The 21,480-nt window shown below is 66.5% G+C and carries 19 protein-coding genes; 15 read left to right on the top strand and 4 right to left on the bottom strand.

Annotation, left to right across the window (positions count from 1 at the left end):
• Positions 1–4: 4 nt before the first annotated feature.
• The 3 genes from SB786_RS09790 to SB786_RS09780 are packed head-to-tail and all read left to right on the top strand — an operon-like array spanning position 5 to position 2,694.
• Positions 5–493, top strand: coding sequence for a thioesterase family protein (locus SB786_RS09790; protein WP_126225925.1), 489 nt, complete (start codon positions 5–7; stop codon positions 491–493).
• 25 nt (positions 494–518) lie between these two features.
• Complete coding sequence (locus tag SB786_RS09785) at positions 519–1,475, top strand: alpha/beta hydrolase (protein WP_410727281.1); 957 nt, start codon at positions 519–521, stop codon at positions 1,473–1,475.
• 22 nt (positions 1,476–1,497) lie between these two features.
• Positions 1,498–2,694 carry a TauD/TfdA family dioxygenase gene (locus SB786_RS09780; RefSeq protein ID WP_410727280.1) on the top strand — a complete coding sequence of 399 codons (1,197 nt, stop codon included), beginning with the start codon at positions 1,498–1,500 and terminating at the stop codon, positions 2,692–2,694.
• Positions 2,695–2,894: 200 nt separating this feature from the next.
• Here SB786_RS09780 and SB786_RS09775 read toward each other — a convergent pair whose 3' ends face one another.
• The 3 genes from SB786_RS09775 to SB786_RS09765 all read right to left on the bottom strand — a co-directional run bounded on the left by SB786_RS09775 (position 2,895) and on the right by SB786_RS09765 (position 4,830).
• Positions 2,895–3,194: a DUF4148 domain-containing protein gene (locus SB786_RS09775; protein WP_410727279.1), complete on the bottom strand. Its 300-nt coding sequence runs from the start codon at positions 3,192–3,194 to the stop codon at positions 2,895–2,897.
• A gap of 212 nt (positions 3,195–3,406) precedes the next feature.
• Positions 3,407–4,372: an oxidoreductase gene (locus tag SB786_RS09770; RefSeq protein WP_410727278.1), complete on the bottom strand. Its 966-nt coding sequence runs from the start codon at positions 4,370–4,372 to the stop codon at positions 3,407–3,409.
• A gap of 167 nt (positions 4,373–4,539) precedes the next feature.
• Positions 4,540–4,830: a DUF3331 domain-containing protein gene (locus tag SB786_RS09765; RefSeq protein ID WP_410727277.1), complete on the bottom strand. Its 291-nt coding sequence runs from the start codon at positions 4,828–4,830 to the stop codon at positions 4,540–4,542.
• A 675-nt stretch (positions 4,831–5,505) separates the two neighbouring features.
• On the opposite strand from SB786_RS09765, the gene SB786_RS09760 reads away from it, so the two are divergent.
• The 9 genes from SB786_RS09760 to SB786_RS09720 all read left to right on the top strand — a co-directional run bounded on the left by SB786_RS09760 (position 5,506) and on the right by SB786_RS09720 (position 14,964).
• Positions 5,506–6,270 (top strand): SDR family oxidoreductase, encoded by a 765-nt coding sequence (locus SB786_RS09760; protein ID WP_410727276.1) that lies wholly within the window; start codon positions 5,506–5,508, stop codon positions 6,268–6,270.
• 39 nt (positions 6,271–6,309) lie between these two features.
• Positions 6,310–7,152, top strand: coding sequence for an ureidoglycolate lyase (locus SB786_RS09755; protein WP_006749504.1), 843 nt, complete (start codon positions 6,310–6,312; stop codon positions 7,150–7,152).
• A 23-nt stretch (positions 7,153–7,175) separates the two neighbouring features.
• Positions 7,176–8,453, top strand: coding sequence for an L-fuconate dehydratase (locus tag SB786_RS09750; protein WP_410727275.1), 1,278 nt, complete (start codon positions 7,176–7,178; stop codon positions 8,451–8,453).
• A gap of 53 nt (positions 8,454–8,506) precedes the next feature.
• Positions 8,507–9,283: an SDR family oxidoreductase gene (locus SB786_RS09745; RefSeq protein WP_410727274.1), complete on the top strand. Its 777-nt coding sequence runs from the start codon at positions 8,507–8,509 to the stop codon at positions 9,281–9,283.
• A 12-nt stretch (positions 9,284–9,295) separates the two neighbouring features.
• Positions 9,296–10,837, top strand: a complete 1,542-nt coding sequence (locus SB786_RS09740) for a sugar ABC transporter ATP-binding protein (RefSeq protein WP_410727273.1) — start codon at positions 9,296–9,298, stop codon at positions 10,835–10,837.
• 302 nt (positions 10,838–11,139) lie between these two features.
• On the top strand, positions 11,140–12,177 hold the full coding sequence (locus SB786_RS09735) for an ABC transporter permease (RefSeq protein ID WP_011659424.1): 1,038 nt from the start codon (positions 11,140–11,142) through the stop codon (positions 12,175–12,177).
• Positions 12,178–12,255: 78 nt separating this feature from the next.
• Positions 12,256–13,197 (top strand): ABC transporter substrate-binding protein, encoded by a 942-nt coding sequence (locus SB786_RS09730; RefSeq protein ID WP_006749499.1) that lies wholly within the window; start codon positions 12,256–12,258, stop codon positions 13,195–13,197.
• A 43-nt stretch (positions 13,198–13,240) separates the two neighbouring features.
• Positions 13,241–14,131: an amidohydrolase family protein gene (locus SB786_RS09725; protein ID WP_410727272.1), complete on the top strand. Its 891-nt coding sequence runs from the start codon at positions 13,241–13,243 to the stop codon at positions 14,129–14,131.
• 71 nt (positions 14,132–14,202) lie between these two features.
• Positions 14,203–14,964, top strand: coding sequence for a FadR/GntR family transcriptional regulator (locus tag SB786_RS09720; protein WP_410727271.1), 762 nt, complete (start codon positions 14,203–14,205; stop codon positions 14,962–14,964).
• Between the two features lie 9 nt (positions 14,965–14,973).
• Here SB786_RS09720 and SB786_RS09715 read toward each other — a convergent pair whose 3' ends face one another.
• Complete coding sequence (locus tag SB786_RS09715; protein ID WP_410727270.1) at positions 14,974–16,215, bottom strand: NAD(P)/FAD-dependent oxidoreductase; 1,242 nt, start codon at positions 16,213–16,215, stop codon at positions 14,974–14,976.
• A 739-nt stretch (positions 16,216–16,954) separates the two neighbouring features.
• On the opposite strand from SB786_RS09715, the gene SB786_RS09710 reads away from it, so the two are divergent.
• Genes SB786_RS09710 through SB786_RS09700 form a run of 3 tightly spaced genes read left to right on the top strand, consistent with a single transcriptional unit; the run spans position 16,955 to position 21,415 of the window.
• Complete coding sequence (locus SB786_RS09710; RefSeq protein WP_410727269.1) at positions 16,955–20,014, top strand: type VI secretion system Vgr family protein; 3,060 nt, start codon at positions 16,955–16,957, stop codon at positions 20,012–20,014.
• Positions 19,989–20,552 (top strand): hypothetical protein, encoded by a 564-nt coding sequence (locus tag SB786_RS09705; protein WP_410727268.1) that lies wholly within the window; start codon positions 19,989–19,991, stop codon positions 20,550–20,552. Before SB786_RS09710 ends, SB786_RS09705 begins: the two co-directional genes overlap by 26 nt.
• Entirely contained in the window at positions 20,471–21,415 is a 945-nt protein-coding gene (locus tag SB786_RS09700; RefSeq protein ID WP_410727382.1) for a DcrB-related protein, read from the top strand. Before SB786_RS09705 ends, SB786_RS09700 begins: the two co-directional genes overlap by 82 nt.
• Positions 21,416–21,480 lie beyond the last annotated feature (65 nt).

Raw genomic sequence — 21,480 nt, 5'->3', positions numbered from 1 at the left:
GAACATGACCGGCGATACCCCGCTGACGATATACCGCGACGTCGTGCGGCCCGAGTGGGTCGACTACAACGGCCATCTGCGCGACGCGTTCTATCTGCTGATCTTCAGTTTCGCGACCGATGCGCTGCTGGAGCGCATCGGTCTCGACGACGCCGCGCGTCGCGAGCGGGGCCGCTCGGTCTATACGCTCGAAGCGCACGTGAACTATCTGCAGGAGATCAAGGAAGGCACGCGCGTGCGTGTCGATGCGCGGGTGTTCGCGCACGACGCGAAGCGGCTGCACCTGTATCTCGAACTGTTCGCGGACGGGCACGACGGCGCGGTGTCGGCGAGCGAGCAGATGCTGCTGCACGTCGACACGCGCGGCGGCGCGAAATCGGCGCCGTTCGACGACGACGTCGCCGCGCGCGTGGCCGAACTGCATGCGTTGCAGCGCGATTGCGCGGCGCCCGCGTATGCGGGCCGCGTGATCGGCCTGCCGCCGCGCCGCTAGCGCCGGCGGCGACGGGGCGCGCACGATGCTCGAACCGGAAATCGCGGCGTTCGTATCGGCTGTCGACGCGGCGTATCCGGCCGGCGCGGCGGCGCGCTCGCCTGACGAGCAACGCCGCCTCTACGATCGTTTCGCGGCCGCATGGACGCCGGCCGAACTGCCGCCCGGCATCGTGCAGCACGATGCGGTGTGGCACGCACCGCACGGACACGCGATCGCGCTGCGGCGCTACGCGAGGGCACACGGCGAACCGCGCGGCACCGTGCTGTTTTTTCATGGCGGCGGCTTCGTCGTCGGCTCGCTCGACAGTCACGCGCTGATCACCGCGCAACTGGCGGCCGACACGGGGCTGGCCGTGATCGCGGTCGATTACCGGCTCGCGCCCGAGCATCGCGCGCCGGCCGCGCTCGAGGATTGCCTGGCCGTCACGCGCGCCGCGCGCGATGCGTGCTGGTCGTTCGGCTCGTGCGCGCGACCGCTGACGCTCGCGGGCGACAGCGCGGGCGGTAATCTCGCGGCCGCCGTCGCCACCGCGCTGCGCGATGCAGGCGAAGGCGGCGTCGACGGGATCGCACTCGTGTATCCGATGCTCGGCATCGAACCGCAATCGCCGGCACGCGAAACGCAAGCGCACGCGCCGATGCTGACGCTCGACGACGTCCATCGTTATCGCGCGATGTACTGGGGCGCGGAACAACACGTTGCGCCGGGCGATGACGATCCGCTGTTGCGTGCGTCGGTGCCGCTCGCGGCGTCGCGTTTCGACGGGCTGCCGCCGGTGCTTGCGATCGGCGCGGAACACGATCCGCTGCGCGACGATGCGCGTGTATACGTCGAACGGATTCGCGCGGCCGGCGGCGCCGCGCGTTACTGGATGGGGAAGGGGCTGGTGCACGGCTGCTGGCGCGCGCTCGGAACGAGCCCGCAGGCGGCGCGGATGCACCGGATGGTCGGCGAGTTTCTGCTCGCACCACATGCGTAGCGGGCGTTTCCGGGAGGCAACGATGCAGGCAGCGCAACACCGTATCGAGGACTGGCGGACTTTTTCCGTCGACGCGGCCATCGCGGCGGCGACGATCGGCGATGGCGCGGTGGACGTCGAGTGGAGCGACACGCGACGATCGCCGTTTCACTTCGACTGGTTGCGCGACAACTGCGCGTGTTCCGCGTGCGTGCATGCGGTCACGCGCGAACAGGTGTTCGAGATCGCCGACGCGCGCGAGGATCTGTCGGCGCGCGTCGTGCAGGTCGAAACCGACGGCGCGCTGCACGTCGAGTGGAACGACGGGCATCGCAGCACCTGGTCGCCGGGATGGTTGCGCGCGCATGCGTACGACGATGCGTCGCGCGCGGAGCGTCAGGCCGCGCACGGGCGGCACATGTGGACCGGCGACGACGCGACGGCGATCGGCGTGTTCGCATGGCGTGACGTGATGGAGGACGACGGCGCGTTGCGCGCGTGGCTCGCCGCGTTGCAGCGCACGGGGCTGACGCTCGTCGAGGGTGTGCCGGCCGAACGCGGCCGGGTCGACCAGGTCGCGCGTCGAATCGGCCTGATTCGCGAAAGCAATTTCGGCGTGCTGTTCGACGTCGAATCGAAGCCGCGACCGGACAGTAACGCCTATACGTCGCTCAACCTGCCGCCGCACACCGACCTGCCGACGCGCGAATTGCAGCCGGGCGTGCAGTTCCTGCATTGCCTCGCGAACGACGCGACGGGCGGAGACAGCGTCTTCCTCGACGGCTTCGCGCTCGCGGATGCGCTGCGGCGCGAATATCCGACCGATTTCGGGCACCTTGCGTCGACACCGTTCGAGTTCTGGAACAAGAGTGCGGACAGTGACTACCGCTGTTCGGCGCCGGTGATCGGCCTCGATGCGCGCGGCAACGTGACCGAGGTGCGCGTCGCGAATTTCCTGCGCGGGCCGCTCGATGCGCCGGCCGATGCGGTGGCGGCTGTCTATCGTGCTTACCGGCGCTTTCTCGCGCTCGCGCGCGAGCCGCGCTTTCGCGTGCAGCGTCGGCTGCGGGCCGGCGACATGTGGGCGTTCGACAACCGGCGCGTGCTGCACGCGCGCACCGAGTTCGATCCGTCGACGGGCCGCCGGCATCTGCAGGGATGTTACGTCGATCGCGACGAACTGCTGTCGCGGTGGCGCGTGCTGTCGCGGACGGTGCCTGCGGCAGCCGCGGCGCGCTGATCGGCGCATACCGCTTCGTGATGCCTACCTCGCCGTGGAAAAAGCGCCCGGACGCCACGCGCCCGGGCGAAGCCACCCGCTGCCGGGCGGCGGAGGTATGCGTTTCACAAAAAAAGACGAGCCCGCAAGACGGGCTCGTCCGGATCCAGCTTCATCGCGCGATGTGCGGTGCGCGGTGCGCCCGCCGGGGGCGCGTCGGCTTACTGGCCGAAGAAGACCGAGTCGCGAGCGTTCGACGACGCTGCGGCAGGGGCGCCCGAGTGGACGACCGGAGCCGGTTGCGCGCCGTAGCCGCTGGCATCGGCACCATGAACACGCGCTTCCGCCGACTGGATGTCGTTCGGGTAGTACGGGCTCGACACGCCCGGCTTGTAGCCGGCTTGTTCGAGCTGGACGAGTTCGTTGCGCACTTGTGCGCGCGTCACGGTGCTTTGTGCGAAAGCGCTGAACGAAGCGGACAGGGCGACAGCGGCAACGACTGCGGAAACGAGCGACTTCATGATGACCTCCGGTGTTTTATTGGCTTCGCCGTCGACACCATGTCTTCAGCGATTGACTAAATCTTAGTCACCGGGTGGTTCAGGGTAAACGCTGATTTTGACGATAAATTGTTTCCTGGTTGGTAACAGTGGCGCGTCGAATCAGGCTTTCATCGGCCTTTCATTTCCGTAAGTGTAATAAGTGTGAAGAATAGCCGATAGCGACGCGCGTGTCAGCGCACCTCGGCCGTCGTATCGAACGGCTTGCCCGGCGGCCGGCCAGCCGGTGCGCCCGCGCTCAGGAAGCGCACGCCCGTCGCGGCCTCCGACGCTTCCCACAAGCGCGCCGCGCGCGGCACGCTCGCGGGCGCCGGCAGGCCGCGCGACTCGAACCAGCCGGACGGTCCGATGTACGCGCCGCCGGCGAGCTCGGGCGACGTCGCCGCGTGGATCGCGGGCAACGCGCCCTGATCGGCCGGTTGCGCGAGATAACGGTTCGCCGCGCGCATCAGCGCGGCGCGGGTGGGCGAACTGTCCATCGCGGGGCCCGCGAACTGCAGGTTGGTTGCCGCGTAGCCGGGATGCGCGGCGACGCTGATTCCCGCGAACGCCGCGCGCTGGAAGCGGCGCTGCAGCTCGATCGCGAACACGAGGTTCGCGAGCTTGCTGTCGCAGTAGGCGAGATAACGGTTGTAGCGATGCTCGGCCCGCAGGTCGTCGACGCGGATCCGGCCGCCGCGGTTGAAGCCGCTCGACATCGTCACGACGCGCGCCCGCGGTGCGGCGGACAGCGCCGGCAGCAGATGGCCGGTCAGCGCGAAATGGCCGAGGTGGTTGGTGCCGAACTGCATCTCGAAGCCGTCGTGCGTGTGCCGCAGCGGCAGGAACATCACGCCGGCGTTGTTGCAGAGGATGTCGACGCGGCCGTGGCGCGCGGAGATGTCGGCGGCGAAGCGCCGGATCGACGCGAGATCGGCGAGGTCGAGCGGATCGACTTCGACCCGTGCGGCAGGATGAAGCCGCCGGATCGCATCCGCGGCTTGTGCGGCGCGCGCGGCATCGCGGCAGCCCATCACGACGGTCGCGCCCTTGGCGGCCAGCGTTTCAGCGATCTGCCAGCCGAGGCCGCTGTTGGCGCCGGTCACGACCGCGACCTTGCCGCCTTGCGCCGGGACGTGGCGCGCGCTCCATGCATGCATGTCTGCCTCCATCGGCGTGGCCGGTGCGCCACGACGCGTAATCGTTACATTGAATAATGTAACGATAGTCCGCGCGAGCGGGGTAGGCAAGCGGGGAAATTAGACGCGCGCTTCCAGGGGCGGGCGTTGGCATCACGCAGCCAGCCCTCGCACGCGGCGGGCGGACCTTAGCGGCTGCCCGCCAGCGCCAGTACTTCCGCGGCGGAGATCATCGCGGCCGCGTTCGCGGGGGCCGGGCGCTCGGCCGGGCGGAATACTTCGTCGCCGCGCTGGATGACCTGGCGCGACAGTGCGCAGGTGCCGGTGCGCTGCGCGAAGCGGCGGCGCCAGCGCTGTTCGCCGTAATGACAGCGGCCGGGTTCGACCCAGCGGACGACGAGCAGCGTATCGGAACGTTCGAGAATTTCGACGAAGACGTCGGCGGGATCGAGCGCAGGCAGGGATTTCGAGGCCTTCATTTTGCCGTTTCCTAAAACTCGTGCGGTCGGCCGTGGCAGTGGATGTCACTACCCGCGGGCGCATCCGTAGCGGTTTCCATGAGTGGTGCGGTAAATGTAAGCGTCTGTGACCGGAAAAAACATCCTGTCTGGCTCAAATTACCTTTTGCCGAATCAGAAACAATCGACGCGCATTTTCTTGAAAAAGCATCGACAAAAGCGCCCCGGACGCGAACGTCCGGGGCGAAACATCGGGCCGCGCCACCGTGTCTGCTCGCTCAGTCACGTGGACACCGCGGGGGACGGAACTGCCCGTCAGGGATCGTTGACGGGCGGGGTGCGGTGTACCGGGAAGCGCGGTCCGGCAACACCATGATCGCGCGCGCACCCGGTTAGAACCCTGACGCGAACATGACTTTCTTGTCAGTTTCGCCCCGCCGTCGCGTGGTGCGGGCCTCGGCAATTGCCGCAAACCCCCGCCGGTATTGGCGTCGCGCGACGAGCGGCCGATCGCCGGCCTCCGCAAAAGAGCAGCCTCGCCGCCGGCCTTTCTTCCTTCGGCCCCAATTCTCCCTCTCGGGAAAATACTGAATCGCGGGTTCGTGACAAACCCCGAAACTGTTCCTATGATTGGTTGGACCTTTAGTCCTTTGTGCCAATCGATCGGCTCGGCCGACTTCCACAGGAGAAGTGCTCATGAGATTGCAGGGCAAGCGCGCGCTGGTGACGGCGGCCGGGCAGGGTATCGGCCGCGCGACCGCGCTGCGGTTCGCAAGCGAGGGCGCCGACGTGCTGGCGACCGACATCAACGAAGCCGCGCTCGCGCAACTCGCGGCCGACGCCGAACGCGCGGGCGGCCGCCTGGCGACGCGGCGGCTCGACGTGACCGACGCGGGCGACGTCGCGGCACTCGCCGCGCAGGAGCGCGCGTTCGACGTGCTGTTCAACTGCGCCGGCTACGTGCACCACGGCTCGATCCTCGACTGCGACGACGCCGCCTGGGCGTTCTCGCTGAACCTGAACGTCACGTCGATGTACCGGCTGATCCGCGCGCTGTTGCCGGCGATGCTGGAAGCGGGCGGCGCGTCGATCATCAACATGGCGTCGGCCGCGTCGAGCGTGAAGGGCGTGCCGAACCGCTTCGTCTACGGCACGACCAAGGCGGCCGTGATCGGCCTGACCAAGTCGGTTGCCGCCGATTTCGTCGAGCAGGGCATTCGTTGCAACGCGATCTGCCCGGGCACGATCGAGTCGCCGTCGCTGGAGCAGCGGATCGCCGAACAGGCGCGCACGCGCCAGGTGTCGACCGACACGGTGCGCCAGGCGTTCGTCGCGCGGCAGCCGATGGGCCGTATCGGCACCGCGGATGAAGTCGCCGCGCTCGCGCTGTATCTGGCGTCCGACGAAGCGTCGTTCACCACCGGCGCGATTCACCTGATCGATGGCGGCTGGTCAAACTGACCGCGCTCCCCATTCACTTTCCGATTCCGTTCAGACGACATGAAACTGCTGAGATTTGGCGACAAACACCATGAGAAACCGGGCCTGCTCGACGCGCAGGGAACGATCCGCGACCTGTCGGGCGTGATCGACGATATCGCCGGCGACGCGCTGACGCCCGCGTCGCTCGCACGGCTGCGCGACATCGACCCGTCGTCGTTGCCGCGCGTCGAAGGCACGCCGCGGCTCGGCGCATGCGTCGGCCGCGTCGGCAAGTTCATCTGCATTGGGCTGAATTATTCCGACCACGCGGCCGAATCGGGCATGGACGTCCCGAAGGAGCCGGTCGTGTTCGGCAAATGGACGAGCGCGATTTCGGGGCCGAACGACGACGTCGAGATTCCGCGCGGCTCGGAGAAGACCGACTGGGAAGTCGAACTCGGCGTCGTGATCGGCCAGGGCGGCCGCTATATCGACGAAGCCGACGCGCTGTCGCACGTCGCCGGCTACTGCGTGGTGAACGACGTGTCGGAGCGCGAATATCAGCTCGAGCGCGGCGGCACGTGGGACAAGGGCAAGGGCAACGACACGTTCGGGCCGCTCGGCCCGTGGCTCGTGACGGCCGACGAAGTGCCCGATCCGCACGCGCTGCGGTTGTGGCTGGAGGTGGACGGCCACCGCTACCAGAACGGCACGACCGCGACGATGGTGTTCCGCGTGCCGCACCTGATCAGCTATCTGAGCCGCTTCATGAGCCTGCAGCCGGGCGACGTGATCTCGACCGGCACGCCGCCGGGTGTCGGGCTCGGCCAGAAGCCGCCCGTCTATCTGCGCGCCGGGCAGGTGATCACGCTCGGCATCGACGGGCTCGGCGAGCAGCGCCAGCGCACCGTGCAGGCCTGATTTCCTTTAACGGATCGTTCGCCATGCCTATCATTCGATCGATGCGCGTCCTCGACGTGCGCTTCCCGACCTCGCGCCAGCTCGACGGCTCCGATGCGATGAACCCGGACCCCGATTATTCGGCTGCGTACGTCGTGCTCGAAACCGACCACGACGGGCTCGAAGGCCACGGGCTCACGTTCACCATCGGGCGCGGCAACGAAATCTGCTGCGCGGCGATCGACGCGATGCGTCACCTCGTCGTCGGCCTCGACCTCGACTGGATCCGCGAGGACATGGGCCGCTTCTGGCGGCACGTGACGTCGGACAGCCAGTTGCGCTGGATCGGCCCCGACAAGGGCGCGATCCATCTGGCGACGGGCGCCGTCGTCAACGCGGTGTGGGATCTGTGGGCGAAGGCCGCGGGCAAGCCGCTGTGGCGGCTCGTCGCCGACATGAGCCCCGAGGAAATCGTGCGCGCGATCGACTTCCGCTACCTGACCGACTGCCTGACGCAGGACGAGGCGCTCGCGCTGCTGCACCGCCAGGCGCCGGGCAAGGCCGCACGGATCGCGGCGCTCGAGCGCGACGGCTACCCGTGCTACACGACGTCGGCGGGCTGGCTCGGCTACAGCGACGACAAGCTGCGCCGGCTGTGCCGCGAGGCGGTCGACGCCGGGTTCGACCATGTGAAGCTGAAGGTCGGCGCGAACCTGGAGGACGACATCCGCCGCGTGACGATCGCGCGCGAGGTGATCGGCCCCGCGCGCAAGCTGATGATCGATGCGAACCAGGTGTGGGAAGTCGACGAGGCGATCGACTGGGTGCGCGAGCTGGCGTTCGCGAAACCGTGGTTCATCGAGGAGCCGACGAGCCCCGACGACGTCGAAGGGCATCGCAAGATCCGCGAGGCGATCGCGCCCGTGCAGGTTGCGACCGGCGAGATGTGCCAGAACCGCGTGCTGTTCAAGCAGTTCATCGAGCGCGGCGCGATCGACGTCGTGCAGATCGACGCGTGCCGGCTCGGCGGCGTGAACGAGATTCTCGCGGTGATGCTGCTGGCCGCGAAGTACGGGCTGCCGGTGTGTCCGCATGCGGGCGGCGTCGGGCTGTGCGAATACGTGCAGCACTTGTCGATGATCGACTACGTGTGCATTTCCGGCACGAAAGAAGGGCGCGTGACCGAATACGTCGATCACCTGCACGAGCATTTCGTCGACCCGTGCATCGTGCGCGGCGCGGCGTACATGCCGCCGACGGCGCCCGGCTTCTCGATCGAGATGAAGCCGGAATCGCTGGAGCAGTATCGGTTTCGCGGCTGAAGCACGGCGCCGCGCGTCGCGCGCGGCCACAACATGAACGACGGAGACGCGAAGTGGATTTGAATCTGCATGACAAGGTCGTGATCGTGACCGGCGGCGCGTCGGGCATCGGCGCCGCGATCTCGATGCGGCTCGCCGGCGAAGGCGCGATTCCGGTCGTGTTCGCCCGCCACGCGCCGGACGACGGCTTCTGGCGCGAACTCACGCAGAAGCAGCCGCGCGCCGCGCGCGTGTCGGTTGAACTGCAGGACGACGCGCAGTGCCGCGACGGCGTCGCGCAGACCGTTGCACGTTTCGGCCGTATCGACGGCCTCGTCAACAACGCGGGCATCAACGACAGCGTCGGCCTCGATGCCGGGCGCGACGCGTTCGTCGCATCGCTGGAGCGCAACCTGATCCACTACTACGTGATGGCGCATCACTGCGTGCCGCACCTGAAGGCCACGCGCGGCGCGATCGTCAATATTTCGTCGAAGACGGCCGTCACCGGCCAGGGCAACACGAGCGGCTATTGCGCATCGAAGGGCGCGCAGCTCGCGCTGACGCGCGAATGGGCGGTCGCATTGCGCGACGACGGCGTGCGCGTGAACGCGGTGATCCCGGCGGAGGTGATGACGCCGCTCTACCAGAACTGGATCGCCGGCTTCGACGACCCGGATGCGAAGCTTGCGGAGATCGCCGGCAAGGTGCCGCTCGGCAAGCGCTTCACGACTGCCGACGAGATTGCCGACACGGCCGTGTTCCTGCTGTCGGAACGCGCATCGCACACGACGGGGCAGTGGCTGTTCGTCGATGGCGGCTATACGCATCTCGATCGCGCGATCGGCTGAGGACGGCGAGCCATGCAACCTGATCCGAACCCGGCCGCCGCACCCGCCGCGCTGATCGAGCTGACCGGCGTCAGCAAGCGCTTTCCGGGCGTGCAGGCGCTTGACGATTGCCGCTTCGACCTGCGCGCCGGCGAAGTGCATGCGCTGATGGGCGAGAACGGCGCCGGAAAATCGACACTGATGAAGATCCTCGCCGGCGTGTATCAGAAGGACGGCGGTGAAATCCGGATGGACGGCCACGCGGTGGAGATCGACGATCCGCGCGCCGCGCAGGCGCTGGGGATCGGCATCATCCATCAGGAACTGAACCTGATGAACCACCTGAGCGTCGCGCAGAACATCTTCATCGGCCGCGAGCCGCGCGGCCGCTTCGGCGTGTTCGTCGACGAAGACAAACTGAACCGCGACGCGGCCGCGATCTTCGCGCGGATGCGGCTCGATCTCGACCCGCGCACGCCGGTCGGCCGGCTGACGGTCGCGAAACAGCAGATGGTCGAGATCGCGAAGGCGCTGTCGTTCGACTCGCGGGTGCTCATCATGGACGAGCCGACCGCCGCGCTGAACAACGCGGAGATCGCCGAGCTGTTTCGCATCATCGGCGAGCTGCGCGCGCACGGTGTCGGCATCGTCTATATCTCGCACAAGATGGACGAACTGCGCCAGATCGCCGATCGCGTGACGGTGATGCGCGACGGCAAGTATGTCGCGACCGTGCCGATGGCGGGCACGTCGATGGACGCGATCATCGCGATGATGGTCGGCCGCCAGCTCGATACCGAATTCCGCACGCCGCCCGATACATCCGCGAACGACGTCGCGCTCGAAGTGCGCGGGCTGTCGCGCGGGCGCGCGATCCGCGACGTCGGCTTCACGCTGCGGCGCGGCGAGATCCTCGGCTTCGCGGGGCTGATGGGCGCGGGCCGCACCGAGGTCGCGCGCGCGGTGTTCGGCGCGGACCCGGTCGACGCCGGCGAGATCCGCGTGCACGGCAAGACCGTGACGATCCGCACGCCGGCCGACGCGGTCGCGCACGGGATCGGTTATCTGTCGGAAGATCGCAAGCACTTCGGGCTCGCGGTCGGGATGGACGTGCAGAACAACATCGCGCTGTCGAGCATGCGCCGCTTCGTGCGGCGCGGCATGTTCGTCGATGCGCGCAAGATGCGCGACACCGCGCAGTCGTATGTGCGGCAGCTCGCGATCCGTACGCCGTCGGTCGCGCAGCCCGCGCGCCTGCTGTCGGGCGGCAACCAGCAGAAGATCGTGATCGCGAAGTGGCTGCTGCGCGATTGCGACATCCTGTTCTTCGACGAGCCGACGCGCGGCATCGACGTCGGCGCGAAAAGCGAGATCTATAAGTTGCTCGACGCGCTCGCCGCCGACGGCAAGGCGATCGTGATGATCTCGTCGGAGTTGCCCGAGGTGCTGCGCATGAGCCACCGGATTCTCGTGATGTGCGAAGGGCGCGTGACCGGCGAATTGCGCGCGGCCGACGCCACGCAGGAAAAGATCATGCAGCTCGCGACGCAGCGCGAGTCGACCGTACTGTCCTGAATCAGACGCCTAGGGTCTGTTTACATATGGAACGCACATGCGAATGCCCGAAATCGCTCGGAGGGCAAGAAGTGAGGAGCGCCGTTTGGCCGAGCCAAACAAGCGACGAGCGACGCCGCCATACGGGCGATTTCGGGCATTCCCGTGACATGAATTTTTTAATTTGGGGTTGCCACGAGAACGGCCGCTCGCCGCGTTGCGCTCCTTGCGAATACGTCAGTATTCGCGGCGTCGCGCGCCTCGCGAGCGGCCGTTCTCGTGGCAACGCATGCGCGTTCCATATGTAAACAGACCCTACGATCATGCCCAACGATACGCATCCCGTTCCGCCTCTGGCCACCGGTGACACGCCTGCCGGCGCAGCCGGCCTGAAAGCCCGCTTCTTCAACCCGGCCGCGCGGCAGAAGCTGCTCGCGTTCGCGAGCCTCGTGCTGCTGATCGCATTCTTCAGCTTCGCGTCGCCGAACTTCCTCGACGTCGACAACCTCGTGTCGATCCTGCAGGCCACCGCGGTAAACGGCGTGCTGGCGGTCGCATGCACGTACGTGATCATCACGTCGGGCATCGACCTGTCGGTCGGCACGCTGATGACGTTCTGCGCGGTGATGGCCGGCGTCGTGCTGACGAAGTGGGGGATGCCGCTGCCGCTCGGGATCCTGGCCGCGCTGGGCTTTGGCGCGCTGTCGGGCAGCGTGTCGGGCTTCGTGATCGCGAAGATGAAGGTGCCGCCATTCATCGCGACGCTCGGCATGATGATGCTGTTGAAGGGGCTGTCGCTCGTGATCTCGGGCACGCGGCCGATCTACTTCAACGACACGCCGGGGTTCACGTCGATCGCGCAGGATTCGCTGATCGGCAGCCTGATTCCCGCGCTGCCGATTCCGAACGCGGTGCTGATCCTGTTCCTCGTCGCGATCGGCGCATCGATCGTGCTGAACCGCACGATCTTCGGCCGCTACACGTTCGCGCTCGGCAGCAACGAGGAAGCGCTGCGGCTGTCCGGCGTGAACGTCGATGCGTGGAAGATCGCCGTCTACACGTTCAGCGGCGCGGTGTGCGGGATCGCCGGGCTCTTGATCGCGTCGCGGCTGAATTCCGCGCAGCCGGCGCTCGGGCAGGGCTACGAGCTCGATGCGATCGCGGCCGTCGTGATCGGCGGCACGTCGCTGTCGGGCGGCGCGGGCAGCATCGTGGGCACCATCATCGGCGCGTTCATCATGAGCGTGCTGACCAACGGCCTGCGCATCATGTCGGTCGCGCAGGAATGGCAGACGGTCGTGACGGGCGTGATCATCATCCTCGCCGTCTACGTCGACATCCTGCGCCGGCGCCGCCGCTGACGCACGTACGTGCATGCGCATCTGCTTCACCGCCGGCCGGGCCGGCATTTCAGTCGATACCAACCAAGGAGACGCGAAGTGATCAGGAGCAAGGTGTTGAACGCGATCGTCGGGCTGACGTTCGCCGTCGGCGTGACGGCCGGCGCGCAGGCGCAGGAAACCTACATCCCGCTGATCTCGAAGGGCTTCCAGCATCAGTTCTGGCAGGCCGTGAAAGCAGGCGCGATGCAGGCCGCGAAGGACTACAAGGTGAAGGTGACGTTCGAAGGCCCCGAAACCGAGGCGATGGTCGACAAGCAGATCGACATGCTGTCCGCCGCGATCGCGAAGAAGCCGGCCGCGCTCGGCTTCGCCGCGCTCGACAGCAAGGCCGCGCTGCCGCTCCTGAAGAAGGCGCAGGCCGAGAAGATCCCCGTGATCGCGTTCGACTCGGGCGTCGACAGCGACATCCCGGTGACGACCGCCGCGACCAACAACAAGGCCGCCGCATCGCTCGCCGCCGACAAGCTCGCCGCACTGATCGGCGACGAAGGCGAGGTCGCCGTGGTCGCGCACGACCAGACGAGCCGCACCGGCATCGATCGCCGCGACGGCTTTCTCGAACGGATGAAGTCGGCGCACCCGAAGGTGCGGGTCGTGACCGTGCAGTACGGCGAAGGCGACCAGCTGAAGTCGACCGAGGTGACGAAGTCGATCCTGCAGGCGTATCCGAAGCTCAAGGGTCTGTTCGGCACCAACGAAGGCTCGGCGATCGGCGTGGTGAATGGCGTGCGCGAGATGAAGCGCAAGGTCGTGATCGTCGGCTACGATTCCGGAAAGCAGCAGAAGGACGCGATCCGCAGCGGGCTGATGGCCGGCGCGATCACGCAGAATCCGATCGGAATCGGCTACAAGACCGTCGAGGCGGCCGTGAAGGCGATCAAGGGCGAGAAGCTGCCGAAGGTCATCGATACCGGTTTCTACTGGTATGACAAGACCAATATCGACGACCCGAAGATCTCGGCGGTGTTGTACGACTGAGCGTGACGTGATGCCGCGTTCGAGCGCGAACCACGAGGACACCATGGGCGCAGTGCGGATCGATTCCCATCAGCACTTCTGGCGTTACCGCGCAGCCGACTATCCGTGGATCGGCCCCGGGATGGGCGTGCTCGCCCGCGATTACCTGCCCGACGCGCTGTGGCCGCAGATGCATGCGCACGCGCTCGGCGCGTCGATCGCGGTGCAGGCGCGCGCCGGACGCGACGAGACGTCGTTCCTGCTCGATCTCGCCCGCGACGACGCGCGCATCGCGGCGGTGGTCGGCTGGGAGGATCTCGGTGCGCCGGCGCTCGCCGAGCGCATCGCCGAATGGCGCAGCCCGAAGCTGCGCGGCTTTCGTCACCAGGTGCAGGACGAAGCCGACGTCGACGCGTTCGTCGCGGATCCCGCGTTCAATCGCGGCGTCGCATGGCTGCAGGCGAACGATTACGTGTACGACGTGCTCGTATACGAACGCCAGTTGCCCGACGTGCGCGCGTTCTGCGCACGGCACGATGCGCACTGGCTCGTGCTCGATCATGCGGGCAAGCCCGCGCTCGCCGAGTTCGACCGCGACGACACCGCGCTCGCACGCTGGCGTGCCGCGTTGCGCGAGCTCGGCGCGCTGCCGCATGTCGTCTGCAAGCTGTCCGGGCTCGTGACCGAGACGGACTGGCGGCGTGGCCTGCGCGGGCAGGACATCCGGCACATCGAGCAATGCCTCGATGCGGCGCTCGACGCGTTCGGCCCGCAGCGGCTGATGTTCGGGTCGGACTGGCCCGTGTGCCTGCTCGCGGCGTCGTATGACGAAGTGGCGTCGCTGGTCGAGCGCTGGGCCGACGCGCGGTTGTCGGCGGCCGAGCGCAACGCGTTGTGGGGCGGCACGGCCGCACGTTGCTATGCGGTGCCGGGCGACCCGAAGCCCGGCATATAAAATAGGCGCGAACGGCCCGCTGCGTCATTCGTCGGGCCGTCCGCAACGCAACCGCTTACCTGTATCAACGTATGTCCATCCAGCCGATTCAGAACCGCCGCCTCTACCAGCAGATCGCCGACAAGCTCAGCGCGATGATCGGGTCCGGCGATTTTCCGCCGGGCAGCTATCTGCCGCCCGAGCGCGAACTGGCCGAGCAGTTCGGCGTGTCGCGCACGTCGGTGCGCGAGGCGCTGATCGCGCTCGAAGTGAGCGGGCTCGTCAGCGTGCGTGTCGGCGACGGTGTGAAGGTGCGCCAGCCCGAGGCGGCTGCCGCACCGGAACCGCGGCCCGACACGAAGGTTGCGCCGTTTTCCGTCGTCGAGATCGATCCCGAGCTCGGCATCGCGCTCGACCTCGATACCGAAATCCCGCCGTTCGCGCTATTGCAGGCGCGCCGGCTGATCGAGCCGGAAGCCGCGGCGCTCGCGGCGAAACACGGCTCGGACGCGCAAATCGAAGGGATTCACGACGCGTTCCTGCGCAACCAGGAAGACAACCGCAGCGGCTCGCTCACGCATCCGGGCGACCGGCTGTTCCATATCCGTATCGCGGAAGCGAGCGACAACCCGGCTTATGCGCTGATGATCAAGCAGTTGCTCGCGCACAAGTACGACCTGATGTTCCAGCGGCTGCAGTCGCTGTACATGCCCAACGACATGCCGCACCGGTCGGAGCTGGAACACCGCGCGATCCTCGACGCGATCCGCGCACGCGAGCCCGAGGCCGCGCGCCGCGCGATGGCCGAGCATCTCGACGAAGTCATCCGGATCTTCGGCCGCGCGCTCGACTGAGCGCGGGGCTCAGAAGCGGTCGGCGCGGTAGGGCGTCGGATCGGTGAACGGCGCTTCGCCCGTCATCATCTCGGCCAGCAGGCGGCCGGAGACGGGGCCGAGCGTGAGCCCGTGATGGTTGTGCCCGAACGAGAACCACAGCCCGCGATGCGCGGGCGCGGGGCCGATCACCGGCCGCATGTCCGGCGTGCACGGCCGGAAGCCGAGCCACGGCTGCGGGTCGAGCCGTTCGCCGAAGCCGAACACCGGGCGCGCGACGCGTTCCGCGCGATCGAGCTGCACGCCGGTCGGCGGCAGGCCGCGCCGCGCGATCTCGACGCCGGTGGTCAGCCGCAATCCGCGCCGCATCGGCGCGATCACGTAGCCGTATTCGCGATCGACGATCGGCGCCGACGGCGCGCCGCGTTCGGAAGGCGCGTAGTGCATGTGATAGCCGCGTTTCTCGCGCAGCGGAATCTTGTAGCCGAACTTGCCGAACACCGTGTCGGACCACGGGCCGAGCGCGACGACCACGGCTGGCGCGGCGATCCTGCCTTGTTCCGTCGTGACCTGCCAGCCCGGCGACAATGCGTCGAGGCTCGCGGCATCGCCGGTGAGCAGCGTGCCGCCGCCTTGCACGAAGAGTTGCGCGTAGGTTTTGACGAGCGCTGACGGATCGACCACGCTTTTCGGATCGAGCCAGTGGAGCGCACCGCAGAAGCCGGGCGCGAGGCTCGGTTCCTGTGCACGAAGTGCCGCGGCATCGAGCGGCGTGATGCCGAGCCCGTGGCGGCGCGCGGTGAGGCCCGCATCGGCGACCGCGCGTTCGAATGCGGCCGGCGTGCGGAACGCTTCCATCCAACCGCTTGCACGCACCAGTTCCCCTGCGCCGGCACGCGCGATCAGCGCGTCGTGCTCGACGATGCAGCGCTCGATCAGCGGCAGCATGTCGCGCGACGCGGCTGCGTGACGCATCGGCGCCGATTCCCACCAGAAACGCGCGAGCCACGGCGCGAACGCGGGCAGCGACGTGCTGTGCCAGTACAGATCGGTGGAGCGGTTCAGCGCGTAGCGCATCAGCGTGAACGGGCTGCGCGGAAACGGATACGGTTCGATCGACGAGCGCTCGATCAGCCCTGCGTTGCCGAAGCTCGTGCCTTCGCCGGGCGGGCCGCGATCGACGAGGGCGACCTTGCGGCCGCGATCCTGCAGGTGCAGCGCGGCGGAGACGCCGACGATGCCTGCGCCCAGAACGATTACGTCGAAGTCCATGGAGGGTGCCAGATGCGAGAGTGGGGCGGAGGGGCCGCGTTTCGTGATGACGCGAATGCGGGTCAGTGCCCAAGGATACCTCCGGTGGGCACGGGTGCGGGGATGATAGTCGGTCGCCCATGAAACGGCGGTTTCCGATTGCATTGCCGCGCGGCACGATGTGCGTCGGGTGCATGCGAATCGGATTTCATCAGTGTCGTTCGATTACGCGACATATTCGCCAGCGAAAATCGGATGACGCATCCGGATGCGGCGCGATCGGCGGACTCGCAATTTCGGCATTTTCATCATTCCGGGAAAGCGGAAATGGGCCGGGGGCGACGCTCATTAGCAGTGCATTTGTTTTGAATCAGATATGGTTATTATTTTGACTCGGAAAATAATGCCGTTCTGCGTCGCGTCAATGTAAAAATTGCTTTAATTGATGCGCCAAAGCCGGAAATATTCGAGTAACGAGCTTAGTTTAAAGTGTGGACGGGCTTGAAGCAGGCCGTTATGATGGCGCCGCTTGCAGGGAGAGATCGATAATCCCTGCCACAAAAACAACACATGGCGGAGCGGGAATATCGGTTTTCTCCGATGCCAGTGCGTTTGCGAATGCGATTTCGACGATCGCGAAAGAATCGAAGAAGAGTATCCCGTCGAACCTATGTTTCGAAATTAATATTTCGGACATCGACATGCAGTAAAGCCGCGTCGCATGAGTCGCGGTAACCAGAAATAGAAAGCGAGAGGGCCCATGAAAGAGATGGCAGGAATCGCCGGGATAGCCGAGTCGGCGGGATCGTCTCCGCTTGCGGGCGCGCTGACATCCGGCGCGATGCAAATGGCCGAGGCGGCGAGCCCCGTGGTTGGCAAGATTGCGCCGACCGCGTCGGCCGTCATGCAGGCCCTGGCCGCCGGCGGCAACCCGGCTCAGATTGCGGCGTCGATGGCCGCGCCGGCAGCGGGTATGCTGAATCCGCTCGCCGGGCAACTCGCTTCCGGGGCGATGTCCGGCATGGGGTCGGCGCTCGCCTCGCCGTCGCCGATGGCGGCCGCCGCACCGCCCGACGATCACCCGCTTTCCGGACAGCCGCTTTCCGACCTCGCCTCCGCACCGCAATTCTTCGTTCCTGGCCCGGCACCGAGCGCACCAGCCGCGGCGGCGTCGGCCTTGCCGTTCAGCGAGACGACCCGCCTGCTTCGATTCCAGTCGTCGCTGACGGGCAACCGGGCGCTGTCGATTGCGGCAATCAAGGGCGGCGAAGCGCTGTCGGAAATGCCCAGCTACACGCTGGACCTGATCACGCAGAATCCGTCGATCGATCTCAAAGACGTGCTGAACCAGGCGGTAGCCGTCAACATCACGCTCCAGGACGGATCGGAGCGGCAGATTCACGGCTATCTGGTGCGGTTCGGGTTCGAGCGCAACGACGGCGGCATCGCGCATTACCGCGGCGACCTGGTGCCGTGGCTGTGGTATCTCGGCAAGCGGGTGAACAGCCGAATCTATCAGCAGGTCACGGTGCTCGACGTGCTGCGCAAGGTCTTCGCCGACTATGGCGCGCTGGTCGATTACCAGACACATATCAAGCAGGAACTGAAGCCTGAGGATTACGTCGTCCAGTTCCAGGAGAGTGACCTGAATTTCGTCAGCCGGCAGCTCGAGCGGCACGGACTGTTCTACTACTTCGAATATCGGCAGGATGGTCACACGCTCGTGATCGCCGACGATTCGGCGTCGTGTCCCGATCAGGCACACGATCCCATCGTGACCTACAACGCGGCGAGCGGCGTGCAGCAGGCCGACCGCCTGACTGCGCTGTCGGCAAGCCGGGAGACCCAGCCCGGCGTGGTCGCGCTTCATACCTTCGACTACAAGCACCCGAAGAGCCGGCCGTACGTCGAATTGCCGACGCTGGCCGATCAGGGCAACGCGCCGAAGCTCGAGGTGTACGACGGCAACCCTGCATTCGCATACACGGACGCCAGCGCCGGCGAGGCGGAAGCCAAGCGCCGGCTCGAGGTGTTCGAGTGGCAGGCCAAGGTGTTCCGTGGCGAATCCGGTTGCCGCGGGCTTACCGTCGGCCGCAAGTTCAAGATCGACGGGCACTTCTGGTTCGACCCTGCGAAGCAGGACGACAACGAATTCCTCGTCATCGGTATCGAGATCGACGCAAAGAACAATTTCGACGATGCGTCGGCGCAGCCCGGCAGTTTCCGGAGCGCGCTGACGCTGATTCGCAGCAAGATTCCGTATCGTCCGGCGCGGCTGCATGAGAAGCCGGTCATGCCCGGGCCGCAGAGCGCGATCGTGGTCGGCCCCAAGGGGCAGGAAATCCATACCGACGGGATGGGGCGGATCAAGGTCCAGTTTCCATGGGATCGCTACGGCAAGAACGACCAGGACAGTTCCTGCTGGATACGCGTGTCGCAGCCGTGGGCGGGACGAGGTTGGGGAACCGTTGCGATTCCGCGCGTGAATCAGGAGGTCATCGTCGACTTCCTGAATGGCGACCCCGATCGGCCGATCATCGTTGGCCGGATGTTCAACGCCGAGCAGACGCCGCCGTATGCATTACCCGACGGCGCGCATCAGATGGGTTTTCACAGCAATTCCACGCCAGGCGGCGGCGGGTTCTGCGAGGTCGTGATCCACGACAAGAAGGGCGACGAACTGGTCAATATCCATAGTCAGAAGGATATGGCCACGACCGTTCAGAACAATCATGTAACGGTCGTGAACGGCCCGAATCAGACGAACGTCGTCACCCAGGGCCAGCACGCGAACATCGTACGCAAGGCGATTTCCGTGCAGTCGCAGGACGCGCATATTCAGCACACGGCCAAGACGGCCGTGATCCTGCATGCGCAGGAACAGCACATGGCGCTCAAGGCAAAGGGCCCCGTGCAGATTGAATCGGATACCGAGCACGTCCATGTGAAAGGCTCGCAATCGATCGTTCTCGAATGCGGGAAGGCGAAGATCACGTTGTCGGCCGATGGACAGATCGTGATCGACGGCACGCGCGTCGTCGTGCTGGGTTCGCAGAGCGTCGACCTGAATCCCGACGGCGCGACCGGACCGGCATCGCCGCCGCTCGTGCCCGTGACCGACCCGAGCGCGCCCGAGCCCGATCTTGCGGCGCCGGCGGGCGGCGGTGGTGGGGGCGGCGGTGGTGGCGCCGCCGCGGCCGCTGCGCCCGGTCACGGCAAGAAGCCCGCAAAGGCCGCACAGAAGAAGGCTGTTACGACGGGGCTGGGCGCACGCGTCGACCAGCTCGCCGCGAAATCACCTACGCTCGAACGCGACATCACGAAACTGCAGAAGGACGGCTGGCATATCCAGTACGGTCCCGCGAATCAGGGTTCTTCCACGAACAAGCATGGCCAACCGCCGACGATCGTGATCGACGGCAACGACCGGGGGAATCCGGAGGCCGTCGTCCAGGGGCTTGCGCATGAAACCGGGCACGCGCTGTATCAGGGCACGCCGGATTATTCGACCAAGACCAACTACGTCAACAGCGAACTGGCGGACGAAGGCGCGGCAACGCTGAACAACATCAAGGTGCAGCGCGAAATCCTCTCGCACGGCGGCTCGGACATCAGTATCGCCGGCAATCCGGACAATGCGCCCGCCTACAACGCGGCGTACAACCGGTTCCTGCAAAACGGCGACGTGAGCGCGGCGCGGGCTGCGATCGGCCATGTCTACGGCACCGGAGAACATGCGTCGGTGCCGGTCAATGGCCAGTATGTCGATTATCAAACCTACTACGGAAGCTGGTATGACCGTAACTACCCGTCCCACTAAGCGGGGCCGCAGCGCGGCGATCGTCGCGTCGCTGCTCGCATTGTCGCTGGGCGTGACGCCGGCTTGTTCGGAAGGATCGAAGAAGATGCATACAACCGTTCAACTCAGTCTCTGGCAGGTGATCGACCAGATCGGTACCCATCAGCCGATTCGGCGTGAACCCGTCGAGCACCTGCTTCATACGACGCTCGCCCGGACCGAATCGAGCAACGAATATTTCACGTTCTGGAGCACCGGTGACGGCGCCACCATCACGCTTGACGACGGCACGCAGATCGAGCGAATCGTGCTGCGTACGAGCAACGAAGGCGACGCGCGCGGCGCGCTCACGTTGACGCTGTCAGGCCGTTGCGTCCGCCGGGAGGACGTGAAGATGCGTTTTGCCGGGATGCGGATCGCTGGTGCGCCGTCGGGCCGCTCGCCGAACGAGGAAACCACGTTTCGCTCGGAGACCGCATGGGGCGAGCTCGTGTTCGGGTTCGCGGAGCGCAACCCCGATTGTCTGTCGAGCGTCGGCTTCGGCGAGAAGACGAAGTAACGCGCCGCCCGGACGCATACGTCCGAATCAACGAAAGGAAGAACGGAATGGCGGTTTACCGATTGCACGAGGGGCGCATGGTCTTGCCCGACGGCTGGCGAGACCAAACCATGAACGTGTTCCATTTGCCCGATGCGTCCGGTCGCAAGGACGTAGCGTTCGTGGTCACGCGCGACTACGACACACCGCTCGACGATGTCGGCGCCTACGCGGATGCCCAGCAGACGGCATTCAAGCGTCAGTTTCCCGGCTACAAGCCGCTCGCACGCGAGACCGTCTCGATCGGCGGGCTTCCGGGCCTCATGCTCGATTATCAGTGGCGCAGCGACAAGACATTGCTGCGGCAGCGGCAGGCGATGGTCCGGCTAGACGATGCGATGCTGGTGTTCACGCTCAATGCGCGCGTCGAGGATTTCGAGCGGCACATCCCCGCATGGACGGCGATCCTGTCGTCGTTCGCCGTGATGCCGCCCGCGCCGGATGAAGGCGTTACCCAGGCCGCACCGCACGAAGTCCTGGCGCACGTGTTCGCGCTGTCGGCGAAGACGCGCGTGCTTCGCGTCTATCCGGACCTTCGCGCGGCGTGCGAGCGGATCAGCGCGCGCGAAGTCGAAAGTCACGACTGGGTGTTTTTCGCGAGCGACGGTTCGCCGCTCGCGCCGACCATCGTCCAGCGCAGTCGCCACGGGCTGTTCAAGATGGACGGGCGCTACGAGCTGCATCCCAATCCCGGCTACTCCGGGCTCGAATTGCGGCGCCGTCTCGACGCGGTCACCGCCGTGGAAGGCGTGCCGCCCCTGCTGACGCTGCAGGACATCGAAGCGCATCTGCGGCGGCAGCGCGCGGACGGCGCGACGTCATGAGCGGTGCCGAGGCGGCCTTGCGCGCCGCCCGCATGGGCGACGAGATTGCGCATGGCTTCGGCCTG

Source organism: Burkholderia sp. SIMBA_062 (assembly GCF_046534765.1).
Taxonomy (GTDB): domain Bacteria; phylum Pseudomonadota; class Gammaproteobacteria; order Burkholderiales; family Burkholderiaceae; genus Burkholderia; species Burkholderia ambifaria.
The sequence above is the reverse complement of the archived record's forward strand: the minus strand, read 5'-3'. Positions and strand labels throughout refer to the sequence as shown.